Origin of the sequence: Aeromicrobium marinum DSM 15272 (assembly GCF_000160775.2) — a bacterium.
GTDB classification, from domain to species: Bacteria; Actinomycetota; Actinomycetes; order Propionibacteriales; family Nocardioidaceae; genus Aeromicrobium; species Aeromicrobium marinum.
In genome coordinates this window covers 1013112-1028581 of record NZ_CM001024.1, presented here as the reverse complement: position 1 = coordinate 1028581, position 15470 = coordinate 1013112, and the positions used below count along the sequence as shown (strand labels likewise).

Sequence of the window (15470 nt, the reverse complement as noted above, 5' to 3'; positions counted from 1 at the left end):
TCCTTCCGGCGGGGACGAGAATGTCACGAGCCTACAAGTTCGGCATTGACCGAGGCGGCCGACGCACGGAGCGCCGCGACGTCGGGTCCGGCCGCCAGGACCTGTCGCGAGGTGGACGGGATGACGTGGTCGAGGACCGACCCGAACAGCCTCCGGATGTCGGCGACGGTCCCGCCCTGGGCACCGAACCCCGGCACGAGCAGGGGTCCGTTGATGTCGAGGTCCCAGTCGGCGTCGCCGATGGTGGCCCCGACGACGGCACCGAACGGACCCATCGGACGGGCGTCGCCGTTGAGGGCGCGGAGCCGCGCGAGCACGTCACCGGCGACCGTGGTGTCGCCACGACGGGCGTGCTGGACCTCGTGTCCGTCGGCGTTGGAGGTCAGCGCGAGGACGAACACCCCGGCGTCGTTGAGCTCGGCGACCTCGAAGAACGGGGTCAGCGACCCGAACCCGAGGAACGGGCTCACCGTGATCGCGTCGACGGCCATCGGTGCGTCCTCGTCGAGGTAGGCGTCGGCGTAGGCCCGCGCCGTGCTGTCGATGTCGCCTCGCTTCACGTCGAGGACGACGAGCGTGCCGGTGTGCCGCAGGTCGGCGACCGTGCGTTCGAGCACCGCCACCCCCCGGGCGCCGAACCGTTCGAAGAACGCCGACTGCGGCTTGACGAACGCCACCCGGCCGGCGAACGCCTCGACGCAGGTGGCGGCGAACCGCTCGAGTCCGTCGACGTCGTCACCGAGACCCCACTGCTCCAGCAGGTTGGCATGGGGGTCGATGCCGATGCAGGCAGGGCCGTAGGCCTGCATCGCCGCGGCGGCGCGTGACCCGAAGCTCACTCCCCCGACTCCGCCGGCACGGACCCCGGCTGCGCGGACTCCTCGACGCCCGGCTCCTCGACGGCCGGCTCCTCGTCGGCCTGGTCGGGCACCGTCGACCCTCCGGCGGGCGCGAGCTCCTCGCCGCGCATCAGGCGGGCCCAGTCCTGCAGCGACCGCACCCCGAGGCTGCCCTCCGTGAGGGCCTCGATCCCCTGGACGGCGGCGGCCAGTCCCTGCACCGTGGTGATGCACGGGATGCCCTCGGCCACGGCCGCGGTGCGGATCTCGTACCCGTCGACGCGCGCGTTCGCCCCGGAGGACACTCCGTGCGGTGTGTTGATGATCAGCTGCACGTCGCGCTCGCGGATCTTGTCGACGATCGTGCTGCGGGTGTCGCCCTCGAGCGGCTCCTCGGCCAGCTTGCGGATCTCCGAGGTCTCGACGCCGTGCCGCCGCAGCACCTGGGCGGTGCCCTTGGTCGCCAGGATCCTGAAGCCCAGGTCGGCCAGCCGCTTGACGGGGAAGATCATGTTGCGCTTGTCGCGGTTGGCGACCGACACGAAGACCGTGCCGGAGGTCGGCAGGCCGTTCTGCGCCCCGGCCTGGGCCTTGGCGAAAGCCGTCCCGAAGCTGACGTCGAAGCCCATGACCTCCCCGGTGGACCGCATCTCCGGCCCCAGCACGGTGTCGACGTAGGTGCCGTCGTAGGTGCGGAACCGGTTGAAGGGCATCACGGCCTCCTTGACCGCGATCGGGGCGGTGTCGGACAGCACTCCCCCGTCACCGCTGGCCGGCAGCACGCCCGCGGCCCTCAGGTCCGCGATCGACTCACCCAGCATGATCCGGGCCGCGGCCTTGGCCAACGGGGTCGCCGTGGCCTTGGAAACGAAGGGCACCGTGCGCGAGGCCCGCGGGTTCGCCTCGAGCACGAACAGCGTGTCCGAGCTGAGGGCGAACTGGATGTTGATCAGACCCAGCACCCCGACGCCGGCCGCGATCGCCTCGGTCGAGGTGCGGATGCGATCGATCTCGAGGGCCCCGAGGGTGATCGGCGGCAGCGAGCAGGCCGAGTCGCCCGAGTGCACCCCCGCCTCCTCGATGTGCTCCATGACGCCCCCGAGGAACAGCTCGGTGCCGTCGTACAGGGCGTCGACGTCGATCTCGATGGCGTCGTCGAGGAACCGGTCGACCAGCACCGGGTGCTCCGGAGAGATCTCCGTGGCCCGGTCGATGTACTCCTCCAGCGTCTGCTCGTCGTAGACGATCTCCATCCCGCGGCCGCCCAGGACGTAGGACGGCCGCACGAGAACCGGGTAGCCGATCTCGTCGGCGATCGCCTGGGCTCCCGCGAACGTGGTGGCGGTGCCGTGCTTGGGCGCCGGCAGACCCGCCTCGGCGAGCACGCGGCCGAACGCACCGCGCTCCTCGGCCAGGTCGATGGCCGACGGCGACGTGCCGACGATGGGCACGCCCTCGGCCTCCAGCGCGGCCGCCAGACCGAGCGGGGTCTGACCACCCAGCTGGACGATCACACCGGCGATCGGGCCCGCGGCGCGCTCCGCGTGGTAGATCTCGAGCACGTCCTCGAGCGTCAGCGGCTCGAAGTAGAGCCGGTCGGACGTGTCGTAGTCGGTGGAGACCGTCTCGGGGTTGCAGTTGACCATGATGGTCTCGTAGCCCACCTCGGACAGCGCCAGCGCGGCGTGCACGCACGAGTAGTCGAACTCGATGCCCTGCCCGATCCGGTTGGGGCCGCTGCCCAGGATGATCACCGCAGGCTTCTCGCGCGGCTCCACCTCGGTCTCGTCGTCGTACGAGGAGTAGTGGTACGGCGTCGTGGCCGCGAACTCCGCCGCGCAGGTGTCGACGGTCTTGTACACCGGCCGCACCCCCAGGGCGTGGCGCACCCCTCGTACGACGTCCTCCCGCAGGTCGCGGAGCTCACCGATCTGGGCGTCGGACAGGCCGTGCCGCTTGGCCCTGCGCATCAGCTCGGGGCGCAGGTCGACGGCCTCGTGGACCTCGGTGGCGACCTCGTGGACCGCGAACAGCTGGTCGACGAACCACGGGTCCATCGTCGTGGCGGACACCACCTCGTCGAGGGTCGCCCCGGCCCGGATCGCCTGCATCACCAGCTGGAGCCGACCGTCGTGCGGACGTCCGACCGCCGCGAGCAGCTCGTCCTTGTCGCCGACCGGACCGGTCCAGCTGAACCCCGCGCCCCGGCGTTCCAGGGAGCGCAGCGCCTTGCCGAGCGCCTCGGTGAAGTTGCGGCCGATCGCCATCGCCTCACCGACGGACTTCATGTGGGTGGTCAGCGTGGAGTCGGCCGCCGGGAACTTCTCGAAGGCGAAGCGCGGGACCTTCACGACCACGTAGTCGAGGGTCGGCTCGAAGCTGGCCGGTGTCTCGGCGGTGATGTCGTTGGGGATCTCGTCGAGGGTGTAGCCGATGGCGACCTTGGCGGCGATCTTGGCGATCGGGAAGCCGGTGGCCTTCGACGCGAGGGCGGACGACCGTGACACCCGCGGGTTCATCTCGATGACGACGATGCGACCGTCGACCGGGTTCACGGCGAACTGGATGTTGCACCCACCGGTGTCGACCCCCACCTCACGGATCACCCCGATCGAGATGTTGCGGAGTCGCTGGTACTCGACGTCGGTGAGCGTCATCGCGGGGGCGACGGTGATCGAGTCGCCGGTGTGCACACCCATCGGGTCGAGGTTCTCGATCGTGCAGACGATCACCACGTTGTCGGCGGTGTCGCGCATCACCTCCAGCTCGTACTCCTTCCAGCCGAGGATCGACTCCTCCAGGAGCACCTCGGTGGTGGGGCTGAGGGCCAGACCCGAACCGGCGATCCGGTGCAGGTCGGCCTCGTCGTAGGCCAGGCCCGAACCGCTGCCACCCATGGTGAAGCTCGGCCGGACGACCAGCGGGTAGCCGCCGAGCTCGTCGACGGCTGCGAGGCACTCGTCCATGGTGTGGCAGATGGCGGACTTGGCGACCTCGGCACCCCACTCGGCCGGCAGCTCCTCGACGATCCGCTTGAACGACTGCCGGTTCTCGCCCTTCTCGATCGCTTCGACGGACGCACCGATGAGCTCCACACCGTACTTCTCCAGGATGCCGTTCTCGTGCAGGCTGATGGCCGCGTTGAGCGCGGTCTGGCCGCCCAGGGTCGCGAGCAGCGCGTCGGGCCGCTCGTGCGCGATGACCTTCTCGACGAACTCCGGCGTGATCGGCTCCACGTAGGTGGCGTCGGCGAACTCGGGGTCGGTCATGATCGTGGCCGGGTTGGAGTTGACCAGGATGACCCGGATGCCCTCCTCCTGCAGCACCCGGCACGCCTGCGTGCCGGAGTAGTCGAACTCGCAGGCCTGACCGATGACGATCGGGCCGGAGCCGATGACGAGGATCGAGGAGATGTCGGTCCGCTTGGGCATCAGGCAGTCTCCTCGGGAGCGTCGGCGCCGACCGGGGTGTCGGCGTCCGTGGGGTCGGGGCTGGTGGGGTCGGGGCTGGCGGGGTCGGTGCCGGCGGTGCCAGTGACGTCCGCCTCGGTCGGTGGCGGGGGCGGCGGCGGGGAGGCCACGGGGGCGCGGTGGTGCTCCATCAGGTCCACGAACCGGTCGAACAGGTAGGCGGAGTCGTGGGGGCCGGCCGCCGCCTCCGGGTGGTACTGGACGCTGAACGCCGGCGCGTCGACCAGAGCGATGCCCTCCACGACCTGGTCGTTGAGGCCCAGGTGGGTCACGCGGCCCGGGCCGTACGGCGTCTCGAACCCGCCCTCGACCGGTGCGTCGACCGCGAATCCGTGGTTCTGGCTGGTGATCTCGACCCGACCGGTGGTGAGGTCCTGGACGGGCTGGTTGATGCCCCGGTGACCGTAGGTCAGCTTGTAGGTGCCCAGACCGAGCGCCCGCCCGAAGATCTGGTTGCCGAAGCAGATGCCGAAGTACGGGATGCCGGCCGAGAGGACCTGCCGCAGCACGTCCACCGCGTGGTCCGCGGCAGCGGGGTCTCCCGGGCCGTTGGACATGAAGACGCCGTCGGGGGCGATCGCGGTGACGTCCTCGAAGGTGGCCGAGCTCGGCAGGACGTGGACCTCGATGCCACGTTCGGCCATCCGGCGGGGGGTCATGCCCTTGATGCCCAGGTCGATCGCCGCGACGGTGAACCGCTTCTCACCCTGGGCGGGCACCACGTAGGACTCGCGGGTCGAGACCTCGGCGGACAGGTCCGCGCCGGCCATGGGAGGTGCTGCCAGGACCCGCTCGAGCAGCACGTCGCGGTGGGTGGTGATCGAGCTGATGCCCGCCCGCATCGCGCCCCGTTCGCGCAGGTGACGGGTCAGCGCCCGGGTGTCGACCCCGCTGATGCCGACCACGCCCTGCTGCACGAGGGCGTCGGCGAGGGTCCCCTCGGAGCGCCAGCTGCTCGGGATCCGAGCAGGGTCACGGACGACGTAGCCCGCGACCCAGATCTGGCCGGACTCCATGTCCTCGGAGTTGAAGCCCGTGTTGCCGATGTGTGGAGCCGTCTGCACCAGCAGCTGCCGGTGGTAGGACGGGTCGGTGATGGTCTCCTGGTACCCGGTCATCCCGGTCGCGAAGACGATCTCGCCGACGGTCTCCCCGATCGCTCCGTAGGCCTCGCCGCGGAACGTGCGGCCGTCCTCGAGCACCAGGATCGCCTCAGTGGTCAGACTCATCAGTTCGTCTCCTGCAGTTCGCCGTCACGGACGGTGGGGACGCCCCGCAGCCACGTGGCCACGACGCGGCCGGGCAGCTCGAGCCCGGCGTAGGGATTGTTGCGCGACAGCGAGGCACTGTCGGCCGCGGTGACGACCCGGGTCGCCTCCGGGTCGTGGAGGACGACGTGGGCGGCCTCGCCCACGGCGAGCGGCCGGCCGTGGCCCCCACCCACCCGGCTGATGCGGGCCGGCGCCGCGGACATCCGCTCGGCGACCTGGGCCCAGGTGAGGGCTCCGGTGTCGACCATCGTGTGCTGCACCACCGACAGCGCCGTCTCCAGCCCCAGCATCCCGAAGGCGGCGGCGGACCACTCACACTCCTTGTCCTCCATGGGGTGCGGAGCATGGTCGGTCGCCACGATGTCGATCGTGCCGTCGGCCAGGCCCTCCCGCACCGCGGCGACGTCGTCGGCGGTGCGCAGCGGGGGGTTGACCTTGTAGATCGGGTCGTACGAGCGGACCAGCTCGTCGGTGAGCAGCAGGTGGTGGGGGGTGACCTCGGCGGTGACGTCCCAGCCCTTGCTCTTGGCCCACCGGACGATCTCGACCGATCCGCGGGTCGAGAGATGGCACACGTGCAGCCGGGACCCGACGTGCGCGGCCAGCACGCAGTCGCGGGCGACGATCGCCTCCTCCGCGGCGGCCGGCCAGCCGGTGAGGCCGAGCTCGCCGGACAGCAGGCCCTCGTTCATCTGCGCACCCTCGGTGAGCCGGGGCTCCTGCGCGTGCTGGGCGATGACGCCGTCGAAGGCCTTGACGTACTCGAGGGCACGCCGCATGAGCACGGCGTCGGAGACGCACTTGCCGTCGTCGGAGAACACGCGCACCTGCGCGGCGGAGTCGGCCATCGCGCCCAGCTCGGCGAGCTGGCTGCCGCCCAGTCCGACCGTGACGGCACCGACCGGCTGCACGTCGCAGTAGCCACCCTCGCGGCCGAGCCGCCAGACCTGCTCGACCACTCCGGCGGTGTCCGCGACCGGGTCGGTGTTGGCCATGGCGTGCACGCAGGTGAATCCGCCCCGCGCGGCGGCGCGGGTGCCGCTCAGGACCGTCTCGGCGTCCTCGCGGCCCGGCTCGCGCAGGTGGGTGTGCAGGTCGACCAGCCCGGGGAGCGCGACCAGTCCGGTGGCGTCGACCTCGACGTGACCGGGCGCGTCCAGGTCGGGGCCGACGGCCGTGATGATGCCGCCGGACATCGCCAGGTCGGTGACCTCCTCGCCCAGCAGTCGGGCGCGGCGGATGACGTAGTCGCTCATGCGGGACCTTCCTCGGTGGTGGCGCCCCCGACGAGCAGGTAGAGCACGGCCATGCGGACCGCCACGCCGTTGGTGACCTGTTCGACGATGACCGAACGGCCGGAGTCGGCGACGTCGGCGGTGATCTCCATGCCGCGGTTCATCGGGCCGGGGTGCATCACGATCGCGTGCTCGGGCAGCCGGTCCATCCGGGCCGTGTCGAGCCCGTAGCGACGGCTGTACTCCCGTGCACTCGGGAAGTACGAGGCGTTCATCCGCTCGCGCTGGACCCGCAGCATCATGACCGCGTCGGCCTTCTCGAGGCTGTCGTCGAGCCGGTAGGACGTCTCGACCGGCCAGTGCTCGACACCGACGGGCAGCAGGGTCGGCGGTGCCACCAGGGTGACGTGCGCGCCGAGGGTGTGGAGCAGCAGGGCGTTGGACCGGGCGACGCGGCTGTGGAGGACGTCGCCGACGATGGTGACGTTCTTGCCGGCGAGGTCGCCGAGGTGGCGCCGCATCGTGAACGCGTCGAGCAGGGCCTGGGTGGGGTGCTCGTGCGTCCCGTCCCCGGCGTTGATCACGGCGCCGTTCGTCCACCCCGCCCCGGCGAGCCGGTGGGGCGCACCGGAGGAGTGGTGCCGGATGACGACCGCGTCGGCGCCCATCGCCTGCAGGGTCAGCGCGGTGTCCTTGAGGCTCTCGCCCTTGCTCACGCTGGAGCCCTTGGCCGAGAAGGTGATGACATCGGCGCTGAGCCGCTTCGCCGCGGCCTCGAACGAGATCCGGGTGCGGGTCGAGTCCTCGAAGAACAGGTTGACGACGGTGCGTCCGCGCAGGGTCGGCAGCTTCTTGATCGGCCGCTCAGCGATGCCGAGCATCTCCTCCGCGGTGTCGAGCACCCGGGACGCCTCGTCGCGGGCCAGGTCGGCCGCGCTCAGCAGGTGTCGCTTCATGAGGCGCCTCCGGCGATCGCCACGGAGTCCTCGACCTCGTCGGTCTCCCGCAGACGGACCCGCACCTTCTCGGTGAGAGCGGTCGGCAGGTTCTTGCCGACGAAGTCGGCGCGGATCGGCAGCTCGCGGTGGCCCCGGTCGATCAGGACCGCCAGCTGCACCGCCCGGGGTCGGCCGAGGTCGCCCAGAGCGTCGAGGGCGGCCCGGATCGTGCGGCCCGAGAACAGCACGTCGTCGACGAGCACGACGACCTTGCCGTCGACGTCGTCAGGGATGTCGGTGTGTTCGAGCGCGCGGGCCGGCTTGAGCCGCAGGTCGTCGCGGTACATCGTGATGTCGAGGGCGCCGGCGTGGACGGGACGCGACTCGACCTGGCTCATCCGGTCGGCGATGCGGCGGGCCAGGTGCACACCCCGGGTCGGGATGCCGACCAGGACCACCTCGCCGGCACCGTGGTTGCGCTCGAGGATCTCGTGGGTGATGCGCGTCAACGCCCGACCGATCTCGGCGGAGTCGAGGACCTGTCGCAGCGGCGCAGCATCGGGTTCGTCGGCACTGGACCCGTGCGATGACGTGACCATGGCTGACCTCCTTCTCCGCCTCACGGGACGGCCGTTAAAGGATGTCGGTTCGGCGATCACCCTAGCAGCGCCGCGACCCCGACGGGACGGGTGTTCGGTGGCGTCACGACCGGGGTCGATCGAGGGCCGAAGGGCCTGGGGCAGGGAGCACCCTTCACACCGGTAGCCCTTCGCTGGTTGAGGTGCGACGAGCTCTGCGAGGAGCCTCGAAACCTCGGTCATTCCAGCGAGAAACCTGCCGTAGACTCTTGTCATCGAACGTCTGTTCGAGTAGGGTGGAAGCATGGATTCGGGGACCGTCGCCGCCACGCTGCGTGGGGCTGCTGATGCGCTGACGCGTGGCGATGACCGGGAGGTCCTGGTCGCGATCCAGGCTGCGCAGGACGCGTTGGATGCGGCGAAGGTCCATCACCTGGCTGCGGTGCAACGGACGGCGGGTTTCGAGCTGGACGGTGCGTCGGCGATGTCGACCTGGGCCAGGACGCATCTGCGGTTGCCGGCACAGACCACCAGGAAGCTGTTGGCCGCCGACTCGACCCTGCGGGATCTGCCCGAGGCGGCCGAGGCCGGTCGGATCCGGGCCGATCACGTCGCGGTGTTCACCTACGGGATCCGCCACATCGGACGGTCCGTGGTCCGTGAGGCACAGAGCTGGCTGCTGGACGTCGCCGTCACCCACGAGCCGGTCGAGTTCCGCCGGGTCATGCAGCAGCTCCGCGAAGCCGTGTTCCCCGAGTCCCTCGACCAGGCCTGGGCCGATGGCATGGAGAAGGAAGATCTCCAGGTGAATCCCGTCCCGATGGGCTGGCACGTGAACGGCTTCCTGTCGACCGTCACCGGAGCGAAGCTCAGGGCGGTGCTCGACTCGATCGCCGCTCCCACCGACGCAGAGGACAGGCGCACCGGCGCCGAGCGACGCGTCGACGCCCTCGACACCCTGGTGTCGAAGGTGCTCGAGTCGGGGCTCCCGTCGGACAAGGGCATCCGCCCGCACCTGTCCGTGATCGCCGACGCCGACACCCTGGCCGCAGCCCGGGCCGGTGCCGGCCCGGCCGGGACTCCAGCCCAGCTGGCCGGATTCGGATCCATCGGACCGCAGCTGCTGTCCTACCTGGGCTGCATCAGCGATCTGACCGCGATCATGACCACCACCGGCGACCTCACCCAGGCCCGGGTCCTCAACGTCGGACGCACCCGCAGGCTCGCCACGCTCCAGCAACGCAGGGCGATCATCGCCCGCCAGGACGGTGTGTGCGCCGCACCCGGCTGCGCCAACACGCACCTGGAGATCCATCACGCGACCTGGTGGGAGAACGGCGGCCGCACCGATCTGGACCAGATGGTCGGCCTGTGCACGCGCTGCCACCACCTCGTCCACCGCAACCTGCTCCGCGTCGCCGCGAACGGCACCGGCCAGTTCGACTTCACCGACCACGACCACCGACCGCTGCATCGCGCCTACCGACAACGCGTCGCCGCCCACCGCGAGACAGCACGCATCCGGCGCACCCTCGCCACCATCAACACCCGCAGGGCCCCACGCAATCCGCCGCTCCGCGTCTGAGCGTCGGCGCAGCCGACCGGCTCTAGGCGCTGAAGGTCGGCTTGAGATCGACGACCTTCGACAGCACGCCGTTGACGAACGAGGCGGACTCGTCGGTCGACAGCTCCTGTGCCAGCGACACGGCCTCGCTCACCGCCACGGCGTCGGGGACGTCGTCGACGTAGAGGATCTCGTAGATGCCCAGCCGCAGCAAGTTGCGGTCGACCGCCGGCATGCGGTCCAGGGTCCACCCGTGGGCGTGCTCGGAGATGATCGCGTCGATGCGGTCGCGTGTCCCGGCGACCCCCTCGACGAGGGTCACCGTGTACGGGTTGATCGGAGGTTCGTTCGTGACCAGCCGTTCTGTCAACGACCCGCCGGCCTCGAGGCCCTGCAGCTCGGACTCGAACAGGACGTCGAGCGCCCGCTTGCGGTACTTGGTCCGAGCGCCCATCAGGCCTTCACGCGACCGAGATAGCTGGCGTCACGGGTGTCGACCTTGATCTTCTCGCCGCTGGTGATGAACAGCGGGACCTGGATCTCCTTGCCGGTCTCGAGCGTGGCCGGCTTGGTGCCGCCGCTGGAACGGTCGCCCTGCAGGCCCGGGTCGGTGTGCTCGACGGTCAGCTCGACCGAGGCCGGCAGCTCGACGTAGAGCACCTGACCCTCGTTGGTCGCCACCACCGCGTTCTGGTTCTCCAGCAGGAAGTCGACCGCCGACCCCATCGCCTCCGGCGGGATCTCGGTCTGGTCGAAGGTCTGGGTGTCCATGAACACGTAGGACGTGCCGTCGTTGTAGAGGTACTGCATGTCGCGCTTGTCGACCGTCGCGGTCTCGACCTTCGTGCCGGCGTTGAAGGTCTTGTCGATGACCTTGCCCGAACCGATGTTCTTGATCTTGGTCCGCACGAAGGCGGGGCCCTTGCCCGGCTTGACGTGCTGGAACTCGACGACGGACCACAGGTGTCCGTCGAGGTTGAGCACCATGCCGTTCTTCAGGTCGTTCGTGGTGGCCATCAGCCGATCTCCAAGAGTTCTGTGGGCGCCGGCGTGAGGACCTCGGGGGCACCCGGGGTCACGCAGACGGTGTCTTCGATCCGCACTCCCCCACGGCCGGCGAGGTAGACGCCGGGTTCCATCGTCAGGACGGTGCGGTCGGTCAGTCTACCGGGGTGCGTGGCGGCGAAGAACGGGTCCTCGTGGATCTGCAGGCCGACCCCGTGGCCGAGCCCGGTCGTGAAGTGCTCGAGCTGTCCGCTCGAGGCCAGGTCGGCCCGTACGGCGGCGTCGACCGCCGCGACCTCGGCCCCCTCGACCAGGGCGGCGACACCGAGCGCCTGCGCCTGACGGACGGCTCCGTGCACCTCCCGCTGCCAGTCGGCGGCGGGTCCGAGCACCATCGTGCGGGTGATGTCGGCGTGGTACCCGTCGACGCGGGCGCCGAAGTCGATCTTGAGCAGGTCGCCGGTGCCGAGGCGTCGGGCCGTGGGCGCGTGGTGCGGGATCGCGGAGTTCTCGCCGGCCGCGCAGATGGTGTCGAACCCCACCGCCTCCGCCCCCAGGTCGAGCATCCGGTTCTCGAGGTCACGGGCCACCTCGCGCTCGCTGCGGCCCACCAGCGGACCGTCCAGCAGGCCGGCCAACGCCTCCACCGAGATCGCACAGGCGCGACGGAGCGCGGCGATCTCGGCGTCGTCCTTGGTCTCCCGCGCCCGTTCGACCGGGCGTCCCGCCGGTTCGGTCGGGCCGACGTGCAGATCGCGCCACCGGGCGTGGGCGTCGACGCTCATCGTGTGGGTCTCGACCGCGACGCTGCGGCCCGTGACCCGCTCGGCCACGGCGGCCGGCAGGTCGCGTCGCACCACGACCTCCAGGTCGGGACACTCCGCAGCGGCCTGGTCGCGGTACCGCCCGTCGGTGAACAGCACGCCACCCCCGTCGCGCTCCAGGAGCACCGCCGCGTTGGACCCGGTGAACCCGGTCAGGTAGCGCACGTTGAACAGGGTCGACACGAGCAGCGCATCGGTCGCGAGCGCTCCCGCGACCCGGTGCCGCCTCGCCTCGGTGCTCATGCCGAGACGGCGCGATAGCTGTCCCGCAGCAGGTCCTCGTCCGGTGCCGCGAGGATCCTCGGCGACGCGAGGGCGTCGAGCACGACGAAGCGGATCGTCGACCCTCGCGACTTCTTGTCCAGCCGCATGGCCGGCAGCAGGTCGTCCCAGGCCTCGGCGCGGTAGCGGGTGGGCAGACCCACGAGCTCGAGCATCTCCCGGTGGACCTCGACGAGCGAGTCGTCGATCAGCCCGCTCCTGCGGGCCAGCTCGGCCACGAAGACCATGCCGACGCTGATCGCCTCGCCGTGTCGCACCTCGTACCCGGTGTGGCGCTCGATCGCGTGCCCCAGGGTGTGCCCGTAGTTGAGCGCCTCACGGCCGATGCCGCCGGACCCGTCGCCGCCGGACTCGTGCAGGTCGCCGGCCACGGTGCGCGCCTTGACCGTGATGCCCTTGGCGATCAGGGTCTCCAGCACCGCCGAGCCGGCGTCGAGCGCCGCCGTCGGTGCCGCCTCCACCAGCTCGAGGATCGACGGGTCGGCGATGAAGCCGCACTTGACGATCTCGGCCAGCCCGCTGCGCACCTCGGCCGCCGGCAGGGTGGCCAACGCGTCGAGGTCGCACACGACGGCGACGGGCTCGTGGAACGCACCCACCAGGTTCTTGCCCTGACCCGTGTTGATGCCGGTCTTGCCACCGACGGCCGCGTCGACCATGCCGAGCACGGTCGTCGGCGCGTTCACGAAGCGCACCCCCCGCAGCCAGCTGGCCGCCACGAAGCCCGCCAGGTCCGTCGTGGAGCCACCCCCGAGGCCCACCACCACGTCGGACCGGGTGAACCCCGACTCCCCCAGCACCCGCCAGCAGAACTCGAGCACCGCGGCGGACTTGGCCTGCTCGCCGTCGGGGACCTCCACCAGGTGCACCTCACGTCCGGCGTCCGCGAGCGCCACGCGCAGCTGCTCGGCCCGGTGTCGCAGCGTCGGAGGGTGGACGATCGCGACCCGCTGCGCGCTGTCGTCGATCGACGCGACCAGGTCCGCGTGCAGGCCGTGACCGATCACGACCTCGTACGGCCGTGCGGTCGGGACGGTCAGGCGGGTGCTCATCGGCGCTCCTCGATCAGGGTCCACACCTGCCGGGCGACCTCGGCCGGCGACAGGTGGTCGGTCACGACGGTCGCCACGGCGACGTCGGCGTACACCGGACGACGGTCGTCCAGCAGACGCTTCATCTGGGCCCGCACGTTGCCCAGCAGCAGCGGGCGCCCGGAGTCCATGCCGACCCGGCCGGCCGCCGCCGCAAGACCGACGTCGAGGAACACGACCGGCTGCCCGCGCAACCGGTCGCGGGTGGCCCGGCTCAGCACCGCCCCACCGCCCAGGGCCAGCACGCCGTCGTGCTCGGCCAGGGCGCGTTGCACCGCGCTCTCCTCCATCGCCCGGAAGGCCGGCTCGCCGTCGTCGACGAAGATCTCCTGCACCGACCGGCCGGCCTCGGTCACCACGTCCGCGTCGGTGTCGCGCAGCGTGGTGCCGCTGAGGCGGGCCAGCTCGGCCCCCACCGTGGTCTTGCCCGCCCCCGGCGGGCCGACGAGGACGACGACCGGACTCATGCGTCCACCACGCCGGTCACCGGAACGAGAGGTGGGAGAGGTAGCTCTCGACGTTCCGCCGGGTCTCGCCGACCGAGTCGCCGCCGAACTTCTCGAGCACGGCCTCGGCGAGGACGAGCGCCACCATCGCCTCGGCGACGATCCCCGCGGCCGGGACGGCGCACACGTCGGACCGCTGGTGGTGGGCCCGGGCCTCCTCGCCGGTGCTGACGTCGATCGTCCGCAGCGCTCGCGGCACGGTGGCGATGGGCTTCATGGCGGCGCGGACCCGCAGGAGCTCCCCGGTCGTCATGCCGCCCTCGGTTCCGCCGGAGCGGCCCGAGACCCGCCGGATGCCGTCGGCCGTCGGGACGATCTCGTCGTGGGCGAGCGAACCGCGGGTGCGGGCCAGCTCGAAGCCGTCGCCGACCTCGACCCCCTTGATGGCCTGGATGCCCATGAGGGCCGCGGCGAGCCGTGCGTCGAGCCGGCGGTCCCCCTGGGTGTACGAGCCCAGTCCGGGCGGGAGCCCGTCGACGACCACCTCGACGACGCCCCCGAGGGTGTCGCCGTCCTTGTGGGCGAGGTCGACCTCGGCCACCATCGCGGCGCTCGCCGCGGGATCGAAGCACCGGACCGGGTCGGCGTCGAGGGCCTCGAGGTCGGCGCGGGTGGGGACGACCCCGGCCGGCGCGACGGCCGTGCCCAGCGCGACCACGTGCGACACGATCGTGGCGCCGGTCGCCTGCTCGACGAACTGTGAGGCGATCTCGCCCAGCGCGACCCGCGCCGCCGTCTCCCGGGCGCTCGCGCGCTCCAGCACCGGACGGGCCTCGTCGAAGTCGTACTTCTGCATGCCCGCGAGGTCGGCGTGACCGGGCCGCGGCCGGGTCAGCGGAGCGTTGCGCTTCAGGCCGGCGAGCACCTCGGGGTCGACCGGGTCGGCGGACATGACCTGGTCCCACTTGGGCCACTCGCTGTTGCCGATGCGCAGCGCGATGGGGCTGCCCATCGTGACACCGTGGCGGACGCCGCCGATGATCTCCAGGGCGTCGGCCTCGAACGCCATGCGGGCCCCGCGCCCGTACCCGAGCCGGCGCCTGGCGAGTGCCGCGTCGATGTCCTTGCTGGTCAGCTGAACACCCGCCGGGATCCCCTCGAGGATCGCAGCCAGTGCGGGGCCGTGGGATTCGCCGGCCGTGGTCCATCGGAGCATGGCACCGATTCTCCCACGTCAGGCTCCGAGGACGTGCGGCCCCCAGACCGCGCCGACCACGGCTCCGGCCACCATGTACGGCCCGAACGCGAAACTGCGACGGTCGATGACCTTGGCCAGGGCCAGCCCCACCCCGAGCACGGCGCCGAGGAGGAAGCCGGCGTACAGACCCGCGGTGGTGGCGGCGACACCCAGCGGCCCCAGGACGAGCGCCAGCACCGCCGCCAACCGGACGTCGCCGTACCCCAGGGCTCCCCCCAGACGAGCTCCCACGGCGTGGAGCAGCCGGAACACCACGTAGACGACGACGTTCGCGACCAGTGCCTGCAGCAGAATCCTTGCGTCGGTCTCGACGATCGCGGCCACGCCGACCAGCAACCAGGTGGCCAGGTACAGGGGCGCCACGATGACGTACGGCAGCAGCCGCGTGCGCAGATCGACGTACGACAGCCACGCACCGACACCGCACACCAGGGCCCAGGCGGGAAGCAGGCCGGTCCGGTCGATGCCGGTGGCGACCAGACCGCCCGACACCGCGCCCACGAGCGCGAGGACCAGCACCAGACCCGTGCCCCCGGCCAGGTCGCGGTAGGCCGGCTTGTCGGGGTCGGGGTCGACGGGCTCGGGGATGCGCCGCAGCACCCACGGTCCCGCGGCGCCGACGAGTCCCGCGGCCGCGGCGGTCAGGGCGATCTCCACCCCGGCAGGCTA

At 71.3% G+C, this 15470-nt stretch carries 14 protein-coding genes; 1 reads left to right on the top strand and 13 read right to left on the bottom strand.

Annotated features, from left to right (window positions below; all coding sequences use genetic code 11):
* Positions 1-23: 23 nt before the first annotated feature.
* Genes pyrF through pyrR form a run of 6 tightly spaced genes read right to left on the bottom strand, consistent with a single transcriptional unit; the run spans position 24 to position 8352 of the window.
* Complete coding sequence (gene pyrF, locus HMPREF0063_RS05360) at positions 24-839, bottom strand: orotidine-5'-phosphate decarboxylase (RefSeq protein WP_007077633.1); 816 nt, start codon at positions 837-839, stop codon at positions 24-26.
* Entirely contained in the window at positions 836-4270 is a 3435-nt protein-coding gene (gene carB, locus HMPREF0063_RS05355) for a carbamoyl-phosphate synthase large subunit (RefSeq protein WP_007077632.1), read from the bottom strand. Before carB ends, pyrF begins: the two co-directional genes overlap by 4 nt.
* Positions 4270-5538, bottom strand: a complete 1269-nt coding sequence (gene carA / locus HMPREF0063_RS05350) for a glutamine-hydrolyzing carbamoyl-phosphate synthase small subunit (RefSeq protein ID WP_007077631.1) — start codon at positions 5536-5538, stop codon at positions 4270-4272. The genes carB and carA overlap by 1 nt, the downstream gene beginning before the upstream one ends.
* On the bottom strand, positions 5538-6836 hold the full coding sequence (locus HMPREF0063_RS05345; RefSeq protein WP_007077630.1) for a dihydroorotase: 1299 nt from the start codon (positions 6834-6836) through the stop codon (positions 5538-5540). Before HMPREF0063_RS05345 ends, carA begins: the two co-directional genes overlap by 1 nt.
* Positions 6833-7771 carry an aspartate carbamoyltransferase catalytic subunit gene (locus tag HMPREF0063_RS05340; RefSeq protein WP_007077629.1) on the bottom strand — a complete coding sequence of 313 codons (939 nt, stop codon included), beginning with the start codon at positions 7769-7771 and terminating at the stop codon, positions 6833-6835. The genes HMPREF0063_RS05345 and HMPREF0063_RS05340 overlap by 4 nt, the downstream gene beginning before the upstream one ends.
* Complete coding sequence (pyrR, locus tag HMPREF0063_RS05335) at positions 7768-8352, bottom strand: bifunctional pyr operon transcriptional regulator/uracil phosphoribosyltransferase PyrR (RefSeq protein WP_007077628.1); 585 nt, start codon at positions 8350-8352, stop codon at positions 7768-7770. The genes HMPREF0063_RS05340 and pyrR overlap by 4 nt, the downstream gene beginning before the upstream one ends.
* Positions 8353-8635: 283 nt before the next feature.
* Here pyrR and HMPREF0063_RS05330 point away from each other — a divergent pair, with 283 nt between their 5' ends.
* Positions 8636-9916, top strand: a complete 1281-nt coding sequence (locus HMPREF0063_RS05330; RefSeq protein WP_007077627.1) for an HNH endonuclease signature motif containing protein — start codon at positions 8636-8638, stop codon at positions 9914-9916.
* 22 nt (positions 9917-9938) lie between these two features.
* On the opposite strand, the gene nusB is transcribed toward HMPREF0063_RS05330, so the two are convergent.
* The 7 genes from nusB to HMPREF0063_RS05295 are packed head-to-tail and all read right to left on the bottom strand — an operon-like array spanning position 9939 to position 15458.
* Positions 9939-10349 (bottom strand): transcription antitermination factor NusB, encoded by a 411-nt coding sequence (nusB, locus tag HMPREF0063_RS05325; protein WP_007077626.1) that lies wholly within the window; start codon positions 10347-10349, stop codon positions 9939-9941.
* Positions 10349-10915, bottom strand: coding sequence for an elongation factor P (gene efp, locus HMPREF0063_RS05320; protein WP_425358304.1), 567 nt, complete (start codon positions 10913-10915; stop codon positions 10349-10351). The genes nusB and efp overlap by 1 nt, the downstream gene beginning before the upstream one ends.
* Complete coding sequence (locus HMPREF0063_RS05315; protein ID WP_007077624.1) at positions 10912-11967, bottom strand: M24 family metallopeptidase; 1056 nt, start codon at positions 11965-11967, stop codon at positions 10912-10914. The genes efp and HMPREF0063_RS05315 overlap by 4 nt, the downstream gene beginning before the upstream one ends.
* Positions 11964-13058 carry a 3-dehydroquinate synthase gene (gene aroB, locus HMPREF0063_RS05310; RefSeq protein ID WP_007077623.1) on the bottom strand — a complete coding sequence of 365 codons (1095 nt, stop codon included), beginning with the start codon at positions 13056-13058 and terminating at the stop codon, positions 11964-11966. Before aroB ends, HMPREF0063_RS05315 begins: the two co-directional genes overlap by 4 nt.
* Entirely contained in the window at positions 13055-13564 is a 510-nt protein-coding gene (locus HMPREF0063_RS05305; RefSeq protein WP_007077622.1) for a shikimate kinase, read from the bottom strand. The genes aroB and HMPREF0063_RS05305 overlap by 4 nt, the downstream gene beginning before the upstream one ends.
* A 16-nt stretch (positions 13565-13580) precedes the next feature.
* Positions 13581-14759, bottom strand: a complete 1179-nt coding sequence (gene aroC, locus HMPREF0063_RS05300; protein ID WP_007077621.1) for a chorismate synthase — start codon at positions 14757-14759, stop codon at positions 13581-13583.
* Positions 14760-14777: 18 nt separating this feature from the next.
* Entirely contained in the window at positions 14778-15458 is a 681-nt protein-coding gene (locus HMPREF0063_RS05295) for a prepilin peptidase (protein WP_007077620.1), read from the bottom strand.
* Positions 15459-15470 lie beyond the last annotated feature (12 nt).